The following is a 20,055-nucleotide window of genomic DNA, read 5'->3' on the forward strand; positions in this document are numbered from 1 at the left end:
TTCCGTCACTAGCGTCGCACTCCGGTGAACGCTGTCAAACCGAAGGGCGTTTCACCGGTTTTCGGCAGCGTGTGGTCCCGGCCGCGTCCCGCGTGCTGAACGACCGCGCGGACCAGCGGGGATCTCCACGCGGCCACGATCTTTTCCCGCGGACCCGCGTGTGCGCCGGTCACGCACGGGCGCTGGTTCGTATCGCCGACTCTCAGTGACATCGGTTACATCCGTGCGAGGAGGCCGTCTCACGACGTACGGTTGGAAAATCGGTATAAAAGACGACTAAACGCTGCTCTGCCGCAGTGATTCCAGTTGCGAGAGGTGCCGCTTTGAGAGACCGTGCGATACCGGCTACCGCACGAGGCCGCTCCGGAGTCTCTGGGCTGTGTGGACCGGGCGTCCGGGGTCCCGCCCGACGTCGCCTGTTGTGGTACGCGCCGAAGGTGATGCCACTGGCAGTGCTGTGCTCGGTGGCGGTGGCGGGCTTCCTTGTCCCGATGGACATACATCTGGCCTCTCTGCTGGTCGCCGTCCCCGCTCTCACAGCCGGGCTCGTGGGCCCTCGGTTCACCGTGGGGCTCACCGTGGCCGCCTGCGCGGCAGCCGCCACCCTCGATGTCTATGACGGCCTGCTGGACTCGCCGATCCTGCCGATCCATGTCCTCGACCTGCTGGTGGTCTGCGGTCTTGTGGTCGTGTTCTGGCGGCTGCGAGATCTGGACTCCCAGGCGCTTCTCCAGGTGAGAACGGTCTCGGACGCCGCCCAGCGCGCGGTGCTGCGGCCACTGCCCCGCCGGATGGGGTCCCTGCGCATCGCCTCCATGTACCGGTCGGCGGCCGCCCAGGCCCAGATCGGCGGCGATCTGTACGCGGCCGAGCGGGTCAAGGGGGCGGTCCGGCTCATCATCGGTGATGTCCGCGGCAAGGGCCTCGCCGCCGTCGACGACGCGGCCGCGGTGCTCGGCGCCTTCCGGGAGGCCGCCCATCGTGACGCCGCGCTGTCCGAGCTGGTCGCCTCACTCGAAGGCAGCGTCCGCAGGCATCTGCGATCCGTCGGCGAAACCGACCGGGACAGCGGTGAACATTTCATCACCGCCCTGGTCCTGGAGATCCCCGACGATCCCCCCGTGGTCCGCCTGATCAGTTGCGGCCATCCGCCGCCGCTGCGATCACACGACGGTCGCGCGCTGGCCCTGCGCTCGCCGCAGCCGGCGCCTCCTCTGGGCCTGGCCGGAGCCGGAGAGGAATACCACGTCGACACCTTCAAGTTCGATGCGGGAGACACACTGCTGCTGCACACCGATGGGCTCCTGGAAGCCCGCGACGCGACCGGGGCCTTCTATCCGGCGACCGACCGGTTCGCGTCCCTGCGGTGGCGCGATCCGGATCAGCTCCTCCAGCGCCTCGTCATGGATCTGCTCGACCATGTCGACGGACATCTGGAGGACGACGTCGGCCTTGTGGCCATGGAACGCGTCGAGGAGAACACCTCGTTCCCCGAGCAGGCATGCGAACGCTGATCCCCAGTGCCTTTGCCGGTCCGCGTCTGCCCAGCACGTCCGAGGCCCCCTCCCGCGCGGGAGGGGGCCTCGGACGTCCTGAAGCGGATCAGAGGGTGGAAAGATCGGACGGTACCTGGTCGCGCCGCGCCTGCTGCTCCGCGTCCGTCCGCTCGTAGTGAGCCAGGGCCAGTCCGAGTGCGAAGAAGGTCGGTGCCCACTCGCCCACGAAAATTCCCCAGCGGTCGGCGCGGTCCACGCCACCGGTCGGCTCGTACTTCATGGAGCCCACCCAGGAAACGAGGGTGAGGCCGATGGACGCGAAGGCCGCGGTGTACATGTGCTCGCTGCGGAGCCCTTTGGTGTGAAGCATCTTGACGATCATGACTCTCCCCGGAGGATTGAGTGCACTCTCTTCATCTACCGTCACCCAGCGCATGCCTCGCCGCATCCGGAGGTCGCACCTGCGCGACGGAACACACTGGCCAGGCGCCGTCCGGATGCCGGTGGATTCCCGGCCGGGGTGTACGGGGGAGTGCCCCTGCCGCACCGTGCGGCAGGGGCACTCCGGAGCCATGTCGGTGGCCGTGCGGGACGGCGCGGCCTCAGCCCTCGCTGTGATCGATGATCCTTTCGGCGATCTTGCCGAGGAGCGCCGGGGTGTCGTCCCTACCGGTGCGGGCCTCAATGAAGATCAGCCGGTCCGGGGACGCGGCCGCCGTCGCCAGCGCCATGTCCAGCTCGGCCGGGGTATGTGCGGCCAGGACCACGGCGTCGTCGGCGCCGAGCGCTCCGGGCACGGCGGACCAGTGCCAGGTCGCGATGTCGTTGTACTCCTGGCGGGCCCCGTGAATGGCCCGCTCCACGGTGTAGCCGTCATTGTTGACCAGCACGATGACCGGATGCAGACCGTGACGGGCGATCGTGCCCAGTTCCTGGATGGTCATCTGGGCGGAGCCGTCGCCGATCAGCAGGAAGCCCCGCCGGCCGGTGTCGGCCAGTTGTGAACCGAGCAGCGCGGGCAGTGTGTAACCGATCGAACCCCACATCGGCTGCCCGATGAACCGCGTCCCGGGCGTAAGCCGCTGCGTGCACATCCCGAAGAACGAGGTGCCCTGTTCGGCCAGCACCGTCTCGCCGCCGGTGAGAGCCCCGGCGATCCCCTTCCACAGGTAGTCCTGGGTCAGCGGCCCGTCGCGGTCCACGGACGGAGCGCTGAGGTCCTGCTGGTCACCGGCGACGGGCGGAGCAGCGGGCCGTGTCCGCGACAGCTCCGTGAGCACGGTGAGGGCGGCCGTTATCGGCACGTTCTCGAACAACTGCCCCTCGACCATCGCGTCCGAGGGGCGCAGGTCGATACCGGCCTTCTCGTCGAAACCGTGGCTGAACCCGCCACTGGTCGTGTCGGCCAGTTGTACTCCGGCGCGGATCAGCAGGTCCGCGCCGTCGATGGTGTCCCGGGTGCGGGGGTCTCCCAGGACTCCCGAATACAGCCCGAGGAAGCCGGGGCCGGTCTCGTCGAGCATGCTCTTTCCCATGGCCATGACGGCGTGGGGCAGCGGCCCGGTCGCCACCAGTTCGGCGAGGTGTGTACGCGCGCCGTAGCGGTCCACGAGCGAGTCGGCGAGGACGGCGACCGTACCGGCGTCCGCCAGCAGAGGCCGGGCGGCCGAGGCGAACGCGGCCAGATTCGCCGCGTCGACCGGCGGCGGCTCGATGGCGAGCGGCGCGGAGGCCGCCCGTACGGCCGTCGTGGCGACATCGCCGGGAAGACGGAGGTAGCCGGGGCGCCGCTCCCGCACCGCGGTGAGCAGGACACGGTCGATCTCCGCCGGGGCGTTGTCCGGGCTCAGGACCGTATGCGCGCACGAGACCTGTTCATGGGCTCGTGCGAACCGGTCGAAGTCGCCGTCGCCCGCCGTGTGATGGACGGCGGCGTGCGCCCGTTCCGCCGACTGCGAGGGACCCACGGCGATGTGTACGAGGGCGACGCGTTCGGCGAAACTGCCGGCCACGCCGTTGATGGCACTGAGCTCGCCGACTCCGTACGTGGTGAGCAGCGCGCCGAAACCGCGTACGCGGGCGTAGCCGTCGGCGGCGTACGCGGCGCCGAGTTCGTTGGCGGTCCCCACCCAGTCGATCCGTGGATGGTCCACCACACTGTCCAGCATGACGAGGTTGTAGTCGCCGGGAACGCCGAAAAGATGGCCGACGCCCAGCTCCGACAGCCGGTCGAGGAGGTAATCCACCACGGTGGTCGTGTCACCCGGACCGGAGCCGCCGGGGGAGAGAACGGCCGGGCGCGGAACGCCGGAGATGGCAGAGGGATGAGCCTGGTCAATGGTCATGGACGGTCCTCGTGGTGATGCGGACGTGTCCCTTCCAGAGTGGCCCCGGCCGGGGGCGCCGAACCAGGGCCGGATCCGAGATTCGGAGGTGCTTGCCGTTGTGTTTTCCACAATGCGGGTGTTCACGCCGGGGCCCAGGAAGCGCGCGTTCCGGGATGGGTGCGCCGCCCGGCCCTCTTTCGCGCGCCTCGGCTCCGACCGGCCGAGTACCCTTTACGTGGAATCCACGGTAAGGATCTGCGATGGCGAGACCGCCCGCATTCCACGGTGAAACCGCAGAGGCCGGCCGCTCCGAGGGACCTGTCGAGAGCGCGGACTGGCAGCCGATCGCTGAGCTGTGCGCCGCCGTGGCGGCCGATCTGCCGAGTCTTGTGCCGGGCATCGCGGAGGTCATCAGGCGCGAGGTCCCCGAGTACGCGGTCGTGCCCCGGGCAGCCCATGAAATCGGCATCGCCGAGCAGTACCGGGGACTGCTGACCGGGCTCGCGTCACGGCGCGGGCCCTCGTCCGAGGAGCACGAGCGGGCCAAGGCGCTGGGGCAGCGCCGCGCGGGCGAAGGACTGCCGGCCCAGGCGCTGATCAGCGCGTACCACGTCGGCTACCGGGAAATGTGGAATGTGCTGCTGGCGCGGGCGAACGAGGGTGACGCGCAGTCGAGCGCCCGCCTGGTGTGTCTTGTCGGCCCCGTGTGGAGCTGGGTGCAGGAGGCGAGCAGTGCCGCCGTCCAGGCGTTCGGCGACGCCGTACGGGCCGAGGACGCCACGCAGTTGGGACTGGCCTACCGATTCCTCGACGCGTTGTACGCCCCCGCGTCCGCGCGCGGCGAACTGGCGCATCTGGCGCGGGCGCTCACCTTCGATCCCTCGGGTGAGTTCCAGGCCGTGTGCGCTCCGGCGTCCGCCTGGACGGATGACCAACTCATCGCGTTGCGAAGGCGGTTCTCGGGCGGCCCGGGAGTGGTCCGCTGTGTGGGCCACGGGTCTTCGATGACGGCTGTCGCCCAGGGACTGTCCGCCGACACGCTGGTGGCGGCGATGGCCGAGGCCAACCCCGCCACGCCCGTCGGCATCGGCCTCCGCCGGCCGGGCACGGACGGCGCTGCCGCCAGCATCGTCGACGCCGAGGAAGCTCTGGACCTCGCCGCTGAGCTGGGCGGAACCGTGGCGTTCGAACAACAGTGGATGCTCGCCACCCTGGCGCCCCGCGGCGGCCGGCTGATCCCCCTGCTCAAGCGCGGCCGGGACATCGCGGCGGAACATCCGGATCTGACCTCGGCCGTTCACACCTTCGCCGACAACGGATTTTCGCTGACGGCGGCGAGCAGGGTCATGCATCTGCACGCCAACACGGTGAAATACCGCCTGGACCGCTGGCGGCAGCTCACCGGCTGGGACGTACACACCTGGGAGGGGCTGAGCAGCAGCATGGTGGCCCTGGGCCTGCCGCTGTCGCGCCCGGATGCCCCAGTCTGAGAGACGGCCGGAACACCACCTTCGGCGACGCCGGCTTCGGCTGGTTCGGCGTAATCATCGGCAACGCGGGAGCAGCCGGTGGCGGCGCCGGACTCGTCATCACCTTGCTGATCGGCTTCGCGGTCCTGGGCGGCGCGGTCCTGATGCGGAAGCGGGTGGTCGAGACGGGCGGGGATCCCGGCGCCGCACGCGACGCCCTGATGCCGAGGGAGCCCGATGCCGAGGCGGCCGCCGGTGGGCAGACCTCCTTCGCGAAGATCGCGCCGCCCGCCGGCGCACCGGCACCACCCCCGGCCCGCTGAGGGGGGACCGGTGACACCTCGACGGATGATCACTCGTGGACACGCCCACTGTGAGTGGACGCCTTGCGCAGGTGTGAGCGCGGGTGGCGTCCGGCTTCGGCCGCGTGGCAGGTCGCGCAGGTGATCCTGCGGACGTTGTGGGGCTGCGTGGCCGGGCCCAGTCCGGCACGGCGCTGGATGGGCTCGGCCCCGACATGCATGTGATCGGCGCAGACAGCGACTCCGCAGCGACGGCAGATCGCGACGGCGGGGGCGGTGGCCTGGTGGGTGAGGTGGCAGTCGAAGCAGTTCATCGAGGATCCGTCTCGGTCGGGTCGTTCTGAGCGGTCGGGTTCGCCTGACCGGCCGGTCCGTTGTGACCGGTCGAGTCGGTCGGGCGATGCGAGAGTGGATGACGGTCGGGGCGCGCCGGAGTGTGAGACGCGGTGCCGGCGGGCCGAGGGGATCACCACCGTACGGAGCGGCGTTGATCCGCGTGTCCGCGCGGCTCTCCATGACAGGCGGCACCCCGTGTACCGTGCTGCCTTTTCCGTGTGGTCGGAGACGGTGCGGCGAAGGGCGCGGTATCGACGCTGATGCCGTGCCGCACTTCGCCCGCTGGTCTTTCGCCGACTGGTTCATGGACGGCGCACCGAGATTCGCTCATGAGCGCCCCGGCGACGGGAGAGTCGGCTCCGTCGTCGCTCTCTCGGCGGTGGCTTCCGCGCCGCGCGGCTTCCTGACTTCTTCGATCAGGAACCGTTGGCCCGTGGGGGTGGTCCAGACTCTGGGCCCCGGCGAAATCCCCCGCCTGTGTGCCAGTGAACTGCGCCCCATTGCCCGGGTCAAACGCGGCGGTCCGGTGGGAGGGCCCGGTGACGCCGTACTCCCGTACGGCCTCCCGTAGTTGGGAGCAGTGGGGAGCCCGATACGCGGGCCCGGTCTCCCCGCGAGCGGAAACCGCCGACGGATGCCGACGGATGCCGACGGACGCCGACGGACGCCGACGGCCGGGATCCGGCCCTTCGGACACGGGCGTTATTCGTCGCCCGGTCGTCCTGAGACCTCCTCGCCCGAGTCCTCACCGGGAGGTGGGGCGTCCTTGTCACTGCCGCGCGCGGCGCGGTCCTTCATCGCGGTGGGCCGCGCGGCCGGGTGCGCCCGGGCCCCGCGCCGGCGCCGTACATGCCGGCCGATCAGGAGTGCGACGACCAGGCCGGCGACGGTGATGGCGACAGCCCGGCCCACCGTGTGCTCGATCCTGCCGTAGGCCGCTCCGGCGTAGTAGCCGAGGAGCGTGAAACCGACTCCCCACACCAGCCCGCCGAGCGCGTTGAACAGCAGGAAGGTGCGATAGGGCAGATGGGAGACACCGGCGAGCGCGGGCATCATCGCGCGGAAGAACGCGAGGAAACGGCCGATGAACACCGCTGCGGCCCCTCGCCGCCGGATCATCCCGCGGGCCTGGCCGATACGGTCCTGATGGTTTTTCAGCGCCCGGATCTCCAGGATCCTGGGCCCGAAGCGGTGACCGATCTCGTAACCCACGGAGTCCCCGAGGATTGCCGAGACCACCACGGCCGCGGCCAGCCAGTACACGGACACCCGGCCCTGACCGGCCAGAACACCGCCGATGATCACCGCGCTCTCGGCGGGGAGGACGAACCCCACGAAAATGGCGTCCTCGCAGAAGACCAGGGCGGCGACCACCGCGTACACAGCGGCCGCCGGCAGAGCGGCCAACCAGTCGCTGATCGAACTCATCGCGGTCCTTGTGGTCGGGGTGGTCGGGCGGCCTCTGGGGTCTCGTCGGCCGGTCGTCACCGTGCGCCACTCGGCCGACCGGTTTCCGATCTACTGTGACATATGTACGGAAGGCGCAGCCGAGGTCGTGAGGAGGCGGGTCTCATGAGCACGGAGTCCCAGGTGTCCGACCTCAAGGACGCGCTGGGGAGGACCTCACTGCGACTGCGCTTCCTGGCCGATGTGAGCAGCGCGCTGGCCGGCAACCAGGACGCGGAGGAGGCGCTGCGCAGTCTGGCCCGGCTGGTGGTGTCCTATCTGGCCGAAGCCTGTGTGGTGGATGTGCTCGACGGTGATCTGGTACGGCGGGTCGCTGTCGCGCACCGTGATCCGGAACGGGCATGGCGGGTGCCGGTGGGCGAGTTCCTTCCCGTGGCGGATTCCACGGCGCCGCTGGCCAGGGTGTTGCGCGGGGCGGGGCCGCTGCGGCTGACCGACTTCACACCGTCGGCGCTGCCCGGGCCGCTGGGTGTCGCGCAGCAGGAGCTCTACCGCACGCTGGAGGCGGGAGCGGCGCTCATTGTGCCGATGAGCGCGCGCCGTCAGGTGCTGGGCGCGATCATCCTGGTCCGGCCGGTCTCGACGGCCGGCTTCGACGAGGAGGACATCGCGCTCGCCGTCGACCTCGGACATCGCGCGGCGCTGGCGCTGGACAACGCCCGGCTGTACGCGTTCCAGCAGCGTACGGCCGAACAGTTGCAACGCTCGCTGCTTCCCGAACTCACCGGTGTGGAACGGGTCCCGCTGGAGGCCCGTTACGTGGCTTCCCGGGAGCGGGCCGAGGTCGGCGGCGACTGGTACGACGCCTTCTCGCTGACCGACGGATCCACCGTCCTGGCCATCGGTGATGTGGTGGGCCATGATCTGGTCGCCGCCGTCCGGATGGGGCAGATGCGCAACATGCTCAGAGCTCTCGCCTATGACAGCAAGGGCTCACCGGCGAATGTCATGCGCCGCCTGGACCGGGTCATGCAGGGCGTGAGCACGGTCGAACTCGTCACCGCGGTGATCGCGCGGGTCGAGACCCCGTGTGCGGGGCCCTGGCTGCTGCACTGGACCAATGCGGGACACCCGCCGCCGCTGCTGATCCGCGACGGTGGGACCTCGCAGTTCCTGGAGGGCGCTCTCGCGCCCGTGCTCGGTGTGGATCCCGCGCTCCGCCGCCGTACCGCACGCGTCAGCCTCTTCGCCGGCTCGACACTGCTGCTCTACACGGACGGACTCATCGAGCGTCCCGGGGAGGACATCGGCAGGGGGCTGACCCGCCTGCGGCAGCACGCGGCGGTGCTGGCGGACGAGCCCCTCCCGGTGTTCTGCGACGAACTGCTCGGCAGGCTGGCCATCGGTTACGGTGACGATGTCGCCGTTCTCGCCCTGCGTGTACCCACGCCGTAGGACATACCGCCGGACTCACGGCCACACCGTCCGGCAGTCCCCTCGCCGTGGCGGGAGTGTTCCGGCGCGTCGGCCGTACACACCGTATGTGATGGAGTGGTGGACCATGGCCCGAGGTGATCGGAAGCCCGGCGGAGTCGACGTGGACCGGTCCGAAGGGTTCGGGGAGCGGCTGCTGGGGGTGCTGCTCGACCGGGCGCACCGGATGCCGCCCCAGCTCATCGCCCCGCTGATCGCGGAAGAAGTGGCCAGTATCGGTGGCCGCGACATCTCGATCCTCCTGCAGGACTACGAGCAGCTCGTGCTGGTGCCGCTGCCGGGGAAGCGGCTGGCCGTCGGCGACCCCGAGCCGATCAGTGACTCTCCGGCGGGGACGGCGTTCCTGAGCGGGGCCGTGGTCGAGGTGCCGGGCGACGGCGGTGTGCGGATGTATCTGCCGCTGCTGGACGGCAGTGACCAGGTGGGCGTGATGTGCCTGACCCTGGACGTGGTGGACGACGACGACCGGCGGCTGCTGCGACGGCTCGCGGGCCTGGTGGCCGACATGATCGTCACCAAGGACACCTACACCGACCAGTTCTTCCGGGCCCGGCGCCGCGCGCCGATGGGCGTGGCCGCGGAGATCCAGTGGTCCCTGCTGCCGCCGCTGAAGATGTCCTGCCCGCAGGTCGAGGTGGCCGGGATCCTGGAGCCCGCCTATGACGTGGCGGGCGACAGCTTCGACTACGCGCTCAACGACGACATCCTGCATGTGGCGATGATCGACGCGATGGGGCACGGCCTGGACGCCGCGACAATGGCGACGGTCGCCATCGGCGCCTACCGGCACGCCAGACGCGCCGACATCGGCCTCGCCGGGATGTACGCGTTCATGGACAAGGCGATCGCCGATCAGTTCGGGCCCGACCATTTCGTCACGGCGCAGATGATGCGTCTGAATATCGAGAGCGGCCTGCTGCGATGGGTCAACGCGGGTCACCCGGCGCCGCTGCTGATCCGCCACCACCGGGTCGTCCAGCAGCTCGAAAGCCCCACCACCCTGCCGGTCGGCTTCGGCGGCGACGATCCCCAGGTCAGCGAACAGCTACTCCGGCGCGGTGACCGGGTGCTGTGTTTCACCGACGGCCTCATCGAGGAGCACGAGACCGGCGCGGCGCAGTTCGGCGAGGGGCAGCTCATCGACTGTGTGAACCGCGTCGAGCCGACACAGGACGGTGTGCGTGCGGTGGTGCGCTCCCTCTCCCACGCCCTGAAACGGGAGCGGGGTGGCCGCACCACCGACGACGCGACTCTCTTCCTCATCGAGTGGCGCGGAGACACCGCCGACCACCTCACGATCATCGACTGAGTCGACCCCTATTACCCCATTCGTCCTAGTTAATACCAGGTCTCACCTTTTCTCGTGATTCCATCTGTTTCACGGAGGTGCTCATACGATGAGCGGAGACCGACAGCAGGATACGTATACGCAGGCCACCACCCCGCGTCGCCAACTGCTGGCAGCGGCAGCGCTGGCACCGGTGCTGGCCGGAGTGGGGTACGCGGGCCACGCCGACCCGACCGGGAAGGCCGGCACGGGCAGCAGCCCGTTGGAACCGGTGCACACCACCTTGGCCGACTGGAAAGGCGTCGCGAAAGCGCTGGGCCGTCCGGGCAACATGATGCGCGATACGGCCTATCACACGGGCTTTCCGCGCGAAGACCTGCGCGTGGTGTCATACGGCATCACGGTCACACCGGGGCTCGCCCTCGGTTCACACGTGGCCTTCGTCCGCTATGACGACGGCAGCACGATGGTGATGGGGGACCTGGTGGTCGCCGAGAGCGAGCTGCAGCAGGTGACCGACACCCTGCAGGCGCGGGGGATCGAGCAGACCGCGATCCACAAGCACCTGCTCGCCCAGGCACCCGACATCTGGTGGACCCACGTCCACGCCCATGGCCGGGATCCGGTGGCCGTGGCCCGTGGCCTGCGTGCGGCGCTCGACCGCACCGGAACTCCGCCCGCCCGGAAACCGGGCCCGCCGAAGGCCGTTGACCTGGACACCGAGGGCATCGACGCGGCGCTGGGCATCAAGGGGTACCGCGACGACAACGTCTACAAGTGTGTCTTCGTCCGCCGCGAGACCATTACCGACGGGGGCATGGTGCTGCCCGCCGGAGTGGGTTCGTCCACGGCCTTCAACTTCCAGCCACTGGGCGGCGGCCGGGCCGCGATCAGCGGTGACTTCGCCATGGTCGCCGACGAGGTCCAGGAAGTCCTCACGGCGCTGCGGCAGGGCGGGATCAGCCTGGTCGAACTCCACAACCACGGGCTGACGGACGAACCACGTCTGTTCTTCACCCACTTCTGGGCCGTGGACGACGCCGTCGCACTCGCCAGGGCGCTGCGCCCCGCGGTGAACGCCAGCAACATCAGACCGGCCGGCTGACCGTGCGGAGCGGTCGGCGGACAACAGCGTCGCCGGGGACGGCCCCGGCGCTCGGTTCACCAGCACGGCTCGCCCGTAAGCCCGTTCCGTACACGGGGGCGCCGGCGACGCCCTGAGACAGGGTGCCGCCGGCGGTGAGCCGGCGGCACCACATCGCCGGGGTCCTCCGACCCGGATTCCGGTGTTGCGTCAGCAACTGAGATTGCCGCCCGGCTCGACTCCGAGGATCTGGGTGAAGCTCGTGTAAAGGTTGATCCGGCTCTGCACCTGTGCCGGATTTCCGCCATTACATTCGAGGCTGCCATTGATGCTGCGAATGGTCTCGCCGAATCCGGCGCCGTTCACGATCGCGTTGTGCGGGGTCATTGTGCCGGGACCGCTCTGGGTGTTCCAGTACCAGAGGCCGGTCTTCCATGCGACGGCGGAATCGTTCTGCACGAGATCGGGGTTGTTCAGCAGATCGATGCCCAGGGCATCACCGGCGGCCTTGTAGTTGAAGTTCCAGCTCAGTTGGATCGGGCCGCGGCCATAATATTTGTCCTGGCCCGCCGGGCAGCCGTACGGCTGCGAGGCGTCGCAGTAGTGCGGGTAGTTCGCCGTGTTCTGCTCGACGACATGGACCAGGCCGCCCGTCTCGTGGCTGACATTGGCCAGGAACGCCGCCGCCTCCTGCTTCCTCACGGTGTCACTTCCCGTGCCGGAGAACCCCGGATAGGCGCTCAGCGCGGCGGTGAGACCGCCATAGGTGTAGAAGGAATTCCGGTTCGGGAACATCTGATTGAACTGGGCCTCGCTGACAATGAAATCAGCGGCCTGTGTGCTCGGTGCGGGTGCGGTCTGTGCCGCGGAGGACGGTGCGAGGGACAGCAGACAGAACGCGGCTGCCGAAGCGGTCGCGGTGAGCAGTCCCAGAATGCGCTGGCGCACGTGTCTCACTCCTTGGATGCGGCCGCCGCGGACGGCGGCCCTATGCGTGCGTGTGGGGGGATTCGGGCGCGCGCGTGCGTGTGCCGGCGGGCGGCCCGGTGGGGGAGAGGTGTGTACGGACGGCACGGGTGAGCCCCGGGGTGGGGTGCCGGGGCTCACCCGGATCCGCTCCGGCGGAGTGCCTCAGCCGCCGACGTTCACGTCGATGCAGGCGTAGAAGGCGTTGGTGGTGTCCGCGACATTCCAGACCGCCAGCACCTTCTGCTTGCCGGACAGGCCGCCGAAGTTCACCTGGTGGGTGACGGTCGCACCCGGCTGCGCTCCGTTGTCGTTGAATTCGGCGATCTTCCGGCCGCCGGCGAAGTACTGCCAGGTGCTGGTGGAATGACGCGCGGTGAGCTGCCACCGGAATGATGTCGTGCTGCCCACGGGCGTCACGGTCCATCCCTTGGAGTCGTTGTCGAGATCGGCGAACCGTGAGTTGCCACCGCTGCAGCTCGTGAGCCCCTTGGGCCCCTCCACGCTCTGCGGTTCGTATGTGATGTCACCGCAGCTCACGGTCTTCGCGGCGCACTGGGCCTGCCTGCTGGGCGGCGAGGAGATATAGCCATGGGCACTGGCGGAACTCGCGGGGAGGCTTATGGCGAGAGCCGGGGCGACGACCGCGCCGAGGGCAGCGGCCAGCTTCCTTTTCGAATGCACAATTACTCCTTCACATCAGGTCTTCCCGCGCGGCACCGGATTGTGGGGAACCCGAATGCGGCGGGTCGGCCTCTCGAGTGTGGGGGCCAAGAGGCGCGAAGGGCGGCGGCAGATTCCATATCCGCACGCAGCGGGAATGACGTTGCGTTCGGAAAGGCTCGACCACTTGGCCTAGACCATACAGGTCGAGGTGTCCCCGTCAAGAGGGCTGTGTGAAGCGGCAGTTGAGGCGGCGGGCGGCCGGGGCGCGCCCGGTGGAAGCCTTGGAGGGATTTCCGAGTCGTAGTGGATAAAATGCTGACATCAGTCACCTCACACATATGTTCAGGCCCTCTGGGGGAACGCATGAATGCGCCTGGGGCGTGTTGTGAAAGTCCCGTCCTGCTCATGACGCCCGGCACGCGCGCTCGCCGTGTTGTCGGAGCCGTCCGGTTACGCCTCGTACGCGAACGATCCTCCGCCCCGCGATCGCACCCACCGGACGCCGTGGGCCCCGCCCCGCGGGCGGACGACGCCTTCACACCACGCCCCAGCGGCTCGCACATGAAAACGCCGGGAAGCCCGCTCCCCCTTCGAGTGGCCCTGCGGAAAACCACCCGCACAGCGGGCCGCGCGCTCCCTAGGCTCGGGGTCCGCCGACCTGAGGGAGCCCGCGATGGAGATGCAGCCCGGCACGCAGCCCCCGGCCGTGGAGGTCGCCCAACTCGCCTGGGCGGTGCTCCTGCTGGAGCAGGCGCAACACCTCCTCAAGGGAGCCGAGGACACCTGCCGGCTGCACTCCTTTCCCGGCACGGAGTCGGAGCACCAGGCCGGGCTGTCCCTTCTCGCGGCGGGAGCGGCCGAGGCGGCCGTCACCATGGCCTCGGCCCTGGGCTTCGCCACCGCCGGTCTGGAGACCAAGGCGTCCTGGAAGCTCCGCAGCGCTCGCCACCTCGGCAATCTCCCGGCCGGTGTCGGGGGCGTCGACCGGCCGCTGGAACCAGCGGTGGCCGACGCCCTCCTGCTGGTACGGCAGGTCGCCGAGGTCTACAACCCGGACACGGCACGGGAGATCGATGCCGCGCTCGCCGCGCACGCTCCCACCCCGCCGCCCGCCGACCGGGACGCACGGGAGCGCGAGCGCCGCAACAGGACCTGAACCAGGACACCGGCCCGACCGCCGCCCACGAGAAGTTGCCGCAGCCGCCCGCCGGGCGGATCCTGCTGACAGGGCTGTTCTTGTGGCACAAGTCCGACCGGCTTCTGGCCTCCATGGCACGAACCGAAAGAGACGCATGCGATACCGCACCCGAGTGACGGCACCCACGGCCGCACTCCTCGGCGCAGCAGCAGTACCCGTCCTCGCCCCAGCCGCACGGGCGCGGAGCGCCGGGGAAGACGGTACGACGGCCGGCACGGCGGGCGAGGAGGGCCTGGGCGACCCGGTCTATCCCCGCCTCGGCAACGCCGGTTACCGAGTCTCGGCCTACCGGCTGGACCTCACGTACCGTCCGAGTACCAAGCTGGTCGACGCGAGCGTCACCATCAGCGCGTACGCCACAAAGGATCTTTCCCGCCTCTCCCTGGACTCGGTCGGTCTCGGCATCCACGGCGTATGGGTCGACGGCCGGAAGGCGGCCTTCGAACAGCGCCCGGACAAGATCGTCGTCACTCCGGCCGCCCGGATCGAGAACCGCGCGAAACTGCTCGTACACATCGACTACACCGCCGATCCCCGCAAGCTGCCCGCGCCGGGCAACGGCTGGGTGCCCACGCCCGACGGATTCGCCGTGGCCGCTCAGCCGGACCTGGCCCGCACCGTCTTCCCGTGCAACGACCACCCGAGCGACAAGGCGGACTTCCGCTTCCGTATCACCGTGCCCAAGGGGCTGACGGCCGTCGCGAGCGGTGCGCTCGTCTCCACCCGTCGGGCGAAGAACGGCGCGACCACATTCGTCTACCAGTCGCGCGATCCGATCGCCACCGAGCTGGTGCAGATCACCGTGGGGGACTACCGGCTGACCGAACGGCGCGGACCTGGCGGGATGCCCGTGCGCGACGTCGTACCGAGGGGCCGCGCCAAGGCCCTCGAACCGGCCCTCGCGCTGACGCCCGGTCAGCTCCTCTGGCTGGAACGGCGGCTCGGCCGCTTCCCGTTCGAGACGTATGGCCTGCTGCCCGCCAACACCGACGATCCGGCCGCCTTCGACTTCACGGGTCTGGAGACCCAGACCCTGACCCTCTACAAGCCGGGCTTCCTGCTGCAGAAGGAGAGCCAGATCGCTCCGCACATGGTGCACGAGCTGGTCCACAGCTGGTTCGGCAATATGGTGTCGCCCGCCACCTGGGCCGATCTGTGGCTCGACGAGGGCCACGCGGACTACTACGCGCTGCTGTACCGCTACGAGCGCGGCTGGCCCGACTCGCTGGGCCTGGCCACCATGGAAGCCCGGATGAAGGACGTGTACGCGCGGGGCGACCAGTGGCGCAAGGACTCGGGCCCGGTCGCCGCGCCGACGGCGTCCAACCTCTTCGACAACCAGCGCTACGCCGGTGGCTCGCTGGTCCTGTACGCCTTGTGGAAGCTGGTCGGCGACGACACGTTCGCCCGTGTGGAGCGGACCTATCTCGATCGCTACCGCAACTCCAACGCCGCCACGAGCGACTACATCACGGTGGCCTCGGAGGTGTCCGGGCGGAATCTCTCCGGCTTCCTCAACGACTGGCTCTACGGGACGAAGACACCGCGGATGCCCGGCCACCCGGACTGGACCGTCACCCCGCCGAGCGCCGTCGCCGCCCGCAGGGAGCAGCGGCGCTCTCCCAAGGACCTGGCGAGCGCGACGCTCTGACCAGGAGCACCGGCGGCGGAACGGTCAGCTCCGCTTGCGGATGCGGAATCGGCGGGCAGCGGCGAAGGTGGGAGTGATCACGTTTCGAGCGAGGAGCCGAACATGTCGATGCTCGACAAGCTGAAGGGCCTCATCAAGGGGCACGAGGACACGGCCCGCCAAGGGGTGGAGAAGGGCGGTGACGCCTTCGACCGGAGGACGCAGAACAAGTACAGCGGCCAGGTCGACACCGCCCAGAAGAAGATGGACGAGCAGCTCGGCAAGCAGGATCCGCCGTCGGGCCACCGGCCGCCGCAGGTCTGACTGCCGCCGTCGCGCGTGTGCCGCTGGGCCGCCGATCGCTCGTCGGCGGCCCAGCGGCACACGCCCGCGTATCAGGCGGCCTTCGCCGGTCCGCCCTTCCTCTCGCTCTTCTTCTCCAGGGCGACTCGTACCAGCGCGTCGGCGAAGGTGGCCGGGTCGGTGTCACCACTCAGCCGGGCAAGCTCCTCGGGCTCGCCCGGCAGCCCGAGACGGCGCGCTCCCTGGAGGGCCTTCTCGTCCAGATACGGCGCGATCTCCGGCCAGACGCCCTGCACCTCGCGCAGGAAGATGTCCGCACCGACGGGACCGAGACCGGGCACCTCCCGCAGGAGGTCGCGCAGGGTGTCGATGTCCTCGCCCGCCGCTTCCCGCATCCGGCGCAGATCGCCGCCGTACTTGTCGAGAAGCAGCTCGGCCCCCTTGCCGAGCTGGGTGGCCGTACGTTCGTCGTAGCGGCGGTATCCGCCCTCGCCGAGTGCGTCCACCCGCTCCTGCCAGGTGGCGTCGGCCATGCGCCGGGCAGTGCGCAGACCGGCATCGGTGAGCGCCCGGGAGGCCGCGAGCGCGATGCCGCTGCGGATCCGGGCGCTCAGCAGACAGGCCAGCACCAAGGACTGGTAGAGCGGCTGGGGGGTGTCACGCAGATGGATGTGCGCCTCGTCCGCGTAGGTCCGGCCATGGGTGTCGAGCAGCTCCCGCACGGCCTCCTGTTCGCTGGTCTTCACCACCGCACACCTCCCGGGGCGGGACGCCCGGGACACGTCCTAATCCCGGCCGCCCTTGCCATTGTCACTCGGCCAGGTCCCGGTCGCACGCTCGATGGCCTTGGCTCCCGAGCGGTCCACGGCACTGCGCACGACCGCGAAAATCGCGCCCTGAACGGCGGCCGCCAGCAGCACCTCGCCCCAGCCGCGATTGCGGTCGAGTGCGTCCGGGGCGTCGTCCTCGTGCCGCAGCGCCTTCCATGTGGTCTGGAACGCCAGGCCCGCCAGCGCTCCGCCCGTCCATCCCAGGACGAATCCGATCGGCCTGTAGGCGAGCGTGAGTTTCTGTTTCTTCCTCACCCGCGTCTCCCTTCGCTGACGGCGGCCGTGTCCGGCCGGTTTCGCGATACAGGAGGCATGTGCCCGCCCCGCGCGGATACACACAGGTGCGCGCCGTGGCGCCTACAGCAGCACCGGGGTCAGATCCGGGCCGGAGCCGTCCTCGTACGCGTCCTCGTCGAAGGGATACAGCGGCCGCTCCACCCGGTGGTGGCCCAGACGCAGCAGATCCTGGTCGACTCCGCCGGGCGTGAGCGCGAGCAGCCAGTCTGCCGCCATGTCGTACAACTCCGGCTCCAGATAGCCGATCTTGACGACGACCAGGTCGAAGGTGCGCGGATCGATGCCGAGGCCGCCCTCGGCCGGCCCGGTGAAGTCCGCGACGGTGTGGAACGGCTTGCGGCGTTCGGTGACGACCACGGTGAGGCCGCCGGTGGTGATCGCCGCGAGGTCGCAGCCGAGGTCGTACGCGCCGCCCTCCGCCCGGTCGGTCCTGTCCGCGGCGCGCTGGAGCCCGGTCACCACACCGGTCAGCCGGTAGGGGCCGCCATGGTTCGGGTCGACCTTGCCGCCGACGTCGAGTGTGACCGTCGCGCCGAGGCCGGCCTCGAAGCAGGCCCGGACGGCGGCGGGGTCGGTGATCCCCGGGTGCACCGCGGTGACCCTGCCCGAGGCGATCTCCTCGTGGTCGAGCAGTTTCCCGAGCATATGGGCGAGATCACCGGCACCGCCCGCGGTGGGATTGTCGCCGGAGTCGCTGATCAGAAACGGGCGCTTGTCGGAGGCGACGGCCCGGGCGACACACTCCTCAGCGGTGCCGGTCGGGCCGACGAAGCGGAAGTCGCGGCGGACGTCCCAGTACTGCCGCGCCAGCGACTCGGCCTCGGCGACGGCGAGTCCGGCGTCGTCGCCGGTGACGACGACCGCCGCCCGGCAGCGCGGCTCGTCCGCCCAGGCGTACCCCACCCACACCGACGCGTCGACGATCCCGGGCTTGGACTCGATCCCCGCGAGCCGTCCGTACAGCCCCTTGGCCGGTTCCAGACGGGTGCTGGTCTTCTCGCCGGGAAGCAGTACGGGAACCTGCACCCAGGCGCGATGCGGACGGCGTGACCCGGCGGGGAGCCGCAGCCGCTCGACCAGTTTGCGCGCCGCGCGCTCCCGTGTGTCCCAGGCGTCCTCGTGCGGTGCGAGCCGGTGGGCGGTGAGCAGCTCGACGTGTTCGGCGAACCGGCGGGAGACATTGCCGTGGAGATCCATGGCGGCCGAGATCATGGGCCGGCCGCGCACGGGGTCCTCGGGGGTGCCGACCGCGTCGAGGGCGGCCCGTACGGCTTCGGTGAGATCACCCTCGGCGTCGGTGAGGCCGACGACGCTCATCGCGCCATGGATGTCGTACACCAGGCCGTCGAGCGGGCCCGCGGCCCGGATCCGGGTGACGAGTTCGTCCTTGAGCAGCAGATACGACTCCGCCTCCACCGGGCCGCCGGGCAGGGCGGTGGCGTGCAGCAGGGGCACCCACTCCACCTGCGTGGCGAGGTCCGCGCCGGGCCGGGTCCAGGTGTAGCGGTCGAGGAGTTCCGTGCCACGGGTCTGCCGGAAGTCGTCCGCCGTGGAGCGGTGCGGACAGAAGGTGGACGACTCGATACCGATGCCACCGATGGCGATACGCGGACGGCGGGAGGGAACGTCGCTGGTCATGAGGGTGCTCTCCGGTCGGGGGGACGGGATGTGGGGTGTACGGCCGGGGCTCAGGAGGCTTCCGGGTGCGGGAGTGTGTCGCGCAGGACGGTCAGCCCCGCGCCCAGCAGACCCGCGTCGGGCCCGGTGACGGTGGTGGTGATCTCAAGGCCCGCCGTGGCCATCGGCAGACAGCGTTCGTAGAGGACGCCCCTCACCGAGGCGACGAGCGGTTCGGCGGCGGCCAGTGCGCCGCCGAGGACGACCGCCTGCGGATTGAAGAAGTTGACGACGACGCTCAGCACCGTGCCGATGTGCCGGCCGGCGGCCCGGACCAGTGTGGTCGCGTACGGATCGCCGTCCGACACCAGACGCAGCAGCTCGGCCGTGCCGTCCACCGCCGGTCCGTGCAGGGCGAGTTCGCGTTGCAGCGCCGCTCCGCTGGCGACCGTCTCCAGGCAGCCGATATTGCCGCAGCTACACGGACGTTCCTGGGCGGCGTCCACGCGCACATGACTGATGTCGCCGGCGCAGCCGTTGGCGCCGCGGTGTGCGCGCCCTGCCGAGATGACACCGCAGCCGATGCCCCGGCCGATCTTCACGACGACCAGATGGTCGAGACTCTGACGTGCCGTCAGATGTTCGCCGACGGCCATCAGGGTGGCGTCGTTGTCGACGGTGACGGGCAGCCCGAGGCGCTCGGTGAGGACCTCGCGGAGCGGAAAGCGGTGCCAGCCGGGCATCCGCGAGGGGGCCAGTACGCGACCGGACACCACATCGACGGGGCCGGGAAAGGCGACGCCGACGCCCGTGACGGTACGGCCCGCCTCCCGCTGCCGCTCGGCGAGCGCGGTGAGCCGGTCGACGAGCCAGTCGACGGCCGGTTCGGGGCCGGCCGTGAGGTCGTGGCTGTGTTCGGCGGTGTCCATGACCGTGCCGTCGAGTCCCACGGCGGCCATCCGGCCGTGGTGGGAACCGAGATCGGCGGCGAGGGCCACACCGTCGTGCCGGGTGACCCGTAGCAGCCGGGGGCGGCGCCCGCCCCGGGAGACACCCTCGCCCGACTCCGTGAGCAGCCCGGCGGCGACGAGTTCCTGTACCCGCAGCGAGACCGTCGACGCGGCCAGTCCCAGTTCCCGTACAAGATCGGCCCGAGAGGCCGCCGCGCCGGAGGACACCAGGCGCAGGATGTCCTTGGCCGAGGCGCTGTCCGTCATCTCAATCCCTTGTCTTGCTTCGAACTGTCGAATTAAGAGGATGTCTCACGTGGTCGTGTGCTGGTGCGGCATGATGTTGCACCGTGAGGGTTGATCTGTCGCGTCGGCTCGTGCCGGACGAACTATGG

Annotated in this window: 19 protein-coding genes; 9 read left to right on the top strand and 10 right to left on the bottom strand. The window is 69.9% G+C overall.

Annotated features, from left to right (window positions below):
• Nucleotides 1-440 precede the first annotated feature (440 nt).
• Nucleotides 441-1,514, top strand: coding sequence for a PP2C family protein-serine/threonine phosphatase (locus tag ABZ707_RS21940; protein WP_360177340.1), 1,074 nt, complete (start codon nucleotides 441-443; stop codon nucleotides 1,512-1,514).
• Between the two features lie 88 nt (nucleotides 1,515-1,602).
• Here the strand turns inward: ABZ707_RS21940 and ABZ707_RS21945 are convergent, their stop codons facing one another.
• Both ABZ707_RS21945 and ABZ707_RS21950 read right to left on the bottom strand, forming a co-directional pair.
• On the bottom strand, nucleotides 1,603-1,878 hold the full coding sequence (locus tag ABZ707_RS21945) for a hypothetical protein (RefSeq protein ID WP_360177343.1): 276 nt from the start codon (nucleotides 1,876-1,878) through the stop codon (nucleotides 1,603-1,605).
• A 220-nt stretch (nucleotides 1,879-2,098) separates the two neighbouring features.
• Entirely contained in the window at nucleotides 2,099-3,841 is a 1,743-nt protein-coding gene (locus ABZ707_RS21950; RefSeq protein WP_360177346.1) for a thiamine pyrophosphate-binding protein, read from the bottom strand.
• A 242-nt stretch (nucleotides 3,842-4,083) separates the two neighbouring features.
• On the opposite strand from ABZ707_RS21950, the gene ABZ707_RS21955 reads away from it, so the two are divergent.
• Together ABZ707_RS21955 and ABZ707_RS21960 are read left to right on the top strand one after the other, a co-directional pair.
• Entirely contained in the window at nucleotides 4,084-5,313 is a 1,230-nt protein-coding gene (locus ABZ707_RS21955; protein ID WP_360177349.1) for a helix-turn-helix domain-containing protein, read from the top strand.
• Between the two features lie 104 nt (nucleotides 5,314-5,417).
• Nucleotides 5,418-5,615, top strand: a complete 198-nt coding sequence (locus ABZ707_RS21960) for a hypothetical protein (protein WP_360177352.1) — start codon at nucleotides 5,418-5,420, stop codon at nucleotides 5,613-5,615.
• A gap of 29 nt (nucleotides 5,616-5,644) precedes the next feature.
• Here ABZ707_RS21960 and ABZ707_RS21965 read toward each other — a convergent pair whose 3' ends face one another.
• Together ABZ707_RS21965 and ABZ707_RS21970 are read right to left on the bottom strand one after the other, a co-directional pair.
• Nucleotides 5,645-5,908, bottom strand: coding sequence for a DUF2180 family protein (locus tag ABZ707_RS21965; protein ID WP_360177355.1), 264 nt, complete (start codon nucleotides 5,906-5,908; stop codon nucleotides 5,645-5,647).
• 724 nt (nucleotides 5,909-6,632) lie between these two features.
• On the bottom strand, nucleotides 6,633-7,358 hold the full coding sequence (locus ABZ707_RS21970; RefSeq protein ID WP_360177358.1) for a DedA family protein: 726 nt from the start codon (nucleotides 7,356-7,358) through the stop codon (nucleotides 6,633-6,635).
• Nucleotides 7,359-7,502: 144 nt separating this feature from the next.
• Here ABZ707_RS21970 and ABZ707_RS21975 point away from each other — a divergent pair, with 144 nt between their 5' ends.
• The 3 genes from ABZ707_RS21975 (at nucleotide 7,503) to ABZ707_RS21985 (ending at nucleotide 11,224) form a co-directional block, all read left to right on the top strand.
• Nucleotides 7,503-8,792 carry a GAF domain-containing SpoIIE family protein phosphatase gene (locus ABZ707_RS21975; protein WP_360177362.1) on the top strand — a complete coding sequence of 430 codons (1,290 nt, stop codon included), beginning with the start codon at nucleotides 7,503-7,505 and terminating at the stop codon, nucleotides 8,790-8,792.
• A 106-nt stretch (nucleotides 8,793-8,898) separates the two neighbouring features.
• On the top strand, nucleotides 8,899-10,140 hold the full coding sequence (locus ABZ707_RS21980; RefSeq protein ID WP_360177364.1) for a PP2C family protein-serine/threonine phosphatase: 1,242 nt from the start codon (nucleotides 8,899-8,901) through the stop codon (nucleotides 10,138-10,140).
• A gap of 88 nt (nucleotides 10,141-10,228) precedes the next feature.
• The gene (locus tag ABZ707_RS21985; RefSeq protein ID WP_360177366.1) at nucleotides 10,229-11,224 is read left to right on the top strand and encodes a DUF1259 domain-containing protein; all 996 of its coding nucleotides are present in this window, start codon (nucleotides 10,229-10,231) and stop codon (nucleotides 11,222-11,224) included.
• A 189-nt stretch (nucleotides 11,225-11,413) separates the two neighbouring features.
• On the opposite strand, the gene ABZ707_RS21990 is transcribed toward ABZ707_RS21985, so the two are convergent.
• On the bottom strand, nucleotides 11,414-12,151 hold the full coding sequence (locus tag ABZ707_RS21990; RefSeq protein ID WP_360177369.1) for a chitinase: 738 nt from the start codon (nucleotides 12,149-12,151) through the stop codon (nucleotides 11,414-11,416).
• 183 nt (nucleotides 12,152-12,334) lie between these two features.
• The gene (locus ABZ707_RS21995) at nucleotides 12,335-12,853 is read right to left on the bottom strand and encodes a lytic polysaccharide monooxygenase auxiliary activity family 9 protein (RefSeq protein WP_360177372.1); all 519 of its coding nucleotides are present in this window, start codon (nucleotides 12,851-12,853) and stop codon (nucleotides 12,335-12,337) included.
• 655 nt (nucleotides 12,854-13,508) lie between these two features.
• Here ABZ707_RS21995 and ABZ707_RS22000 point away from each other — a divergent pair.
• From ABZ707_RS22000 to ABZ707_RS22010, 3 genes are all read left to right on the top strand, one after another.
• Nucleotides 13,509-13,991, top strand: coding sequence for a hypothetical protein (locus tag ABZ707_RS22000; RefSeq protein ID WP_360177375.1), 483 nt, complete (start codon nucleotides 13,509-13,511; stop codon nucleotides 13,989-13,991).
• A 136-nt stretch (nucleotides 13,992-14,127) separates the two neighbouring features.
• Nucleotides 14,128-15,684 carry a M1 family metallopeptidase gene (locus ABZ707_RS22005; protein WP_360177378.1) on the top strand — a complete coding sequence of 519 codons (1,557 nt, stop codon included), beginning with the start codon at nucleotides 14,128-14,130 and terminating at the stop codon, nucleotides 15,682-15,684.
• A 102-nt stretch (nucleotides 15,685-15,786) separates the two neighbouring features.
• Nucleotides 15,787-15,987, top strand: a complete 201-nt coding sequence (locus tag ABZ707_RS22010) for an antitoxin (protein ID WP_360177381.1) — start codon at nucleotides 15,787-15,789, stop codon at nucleotides 15,985-15,987.
• Nucleotides 15,988-16,058: 71 nt separating this feature from the next.
• Here the strand turns inward: ABZ707_RS22010 and ABZ707_RS22015 are convergent, their stop codons facing one another.
• The 4 genes from ABZ707_RS22015 to ABZ707_RS22030 form a co-directional block, all read right to left on the bottom strand.
• Nucleotides 16,059-16,712, bottom strand: coding sequence for an endonuclease (locus ABZ707_RS22015; RefSeq protein WP_360177384.1), 654 nt, complete (start codon nucleotides 16,710-16,712; stop codon nucleotides 16,059-16,061).
• A gap of 39 nt (nucleotides 16,713-16,751) precedes the next feature.
• Nucleotides 16,752-17,051, bottom strand: a complete 300-nt coding sequence (locus ABZ707_RS22020; RefSeq protein WP_360177387.1) for a DUF4235 domain-containing protein — start codon at nucleotides 17,049-17,051, stop codon at nucleotides 16,752-16,754.
• A 102-nt stretch (nucleotides 17,052-17,153) separates the two neighbouring features.
• Nucleotides 17,154-18,731 (bottom strand): M81 family metallopeptidase, encoded by a 1,578-nt coding sequence (locus ABZ707_RS22025; protein ID WP_360177390.1) that lies wholly within the window; start codon nucleotides 18,729-18,731, stop codon nucleotides 17,154-17,156.
• A gap of 50 nt (nucleotides 18,732-18,781) precedes the next feature.
• Nucleotides 18,782-19,927 carry an ROK family transcriptional regulator gene (locus tag ABZ707_RS22030; protein ID WP_360177393.1) on the bottom strand — a complete coding sequence of 382 codons (1,146 nt, stop codon included), beginning with the start codon at nucleotides 19,925-19,927 and terminating at the stop codon, nucleotides 18,782-18,784.
• Nucleotides 19,928-20,055 lie beyond the last annotated feature (128 nt).

It is taken from the genome of Streptomyces sp. NPDC006923 (assembly GCF_040635655.1).
Lineage (GTDB): Bacteria > Actinomycetota > Actinomycetes > Streptomycetales > Streptomycetaceae > Streptomyces.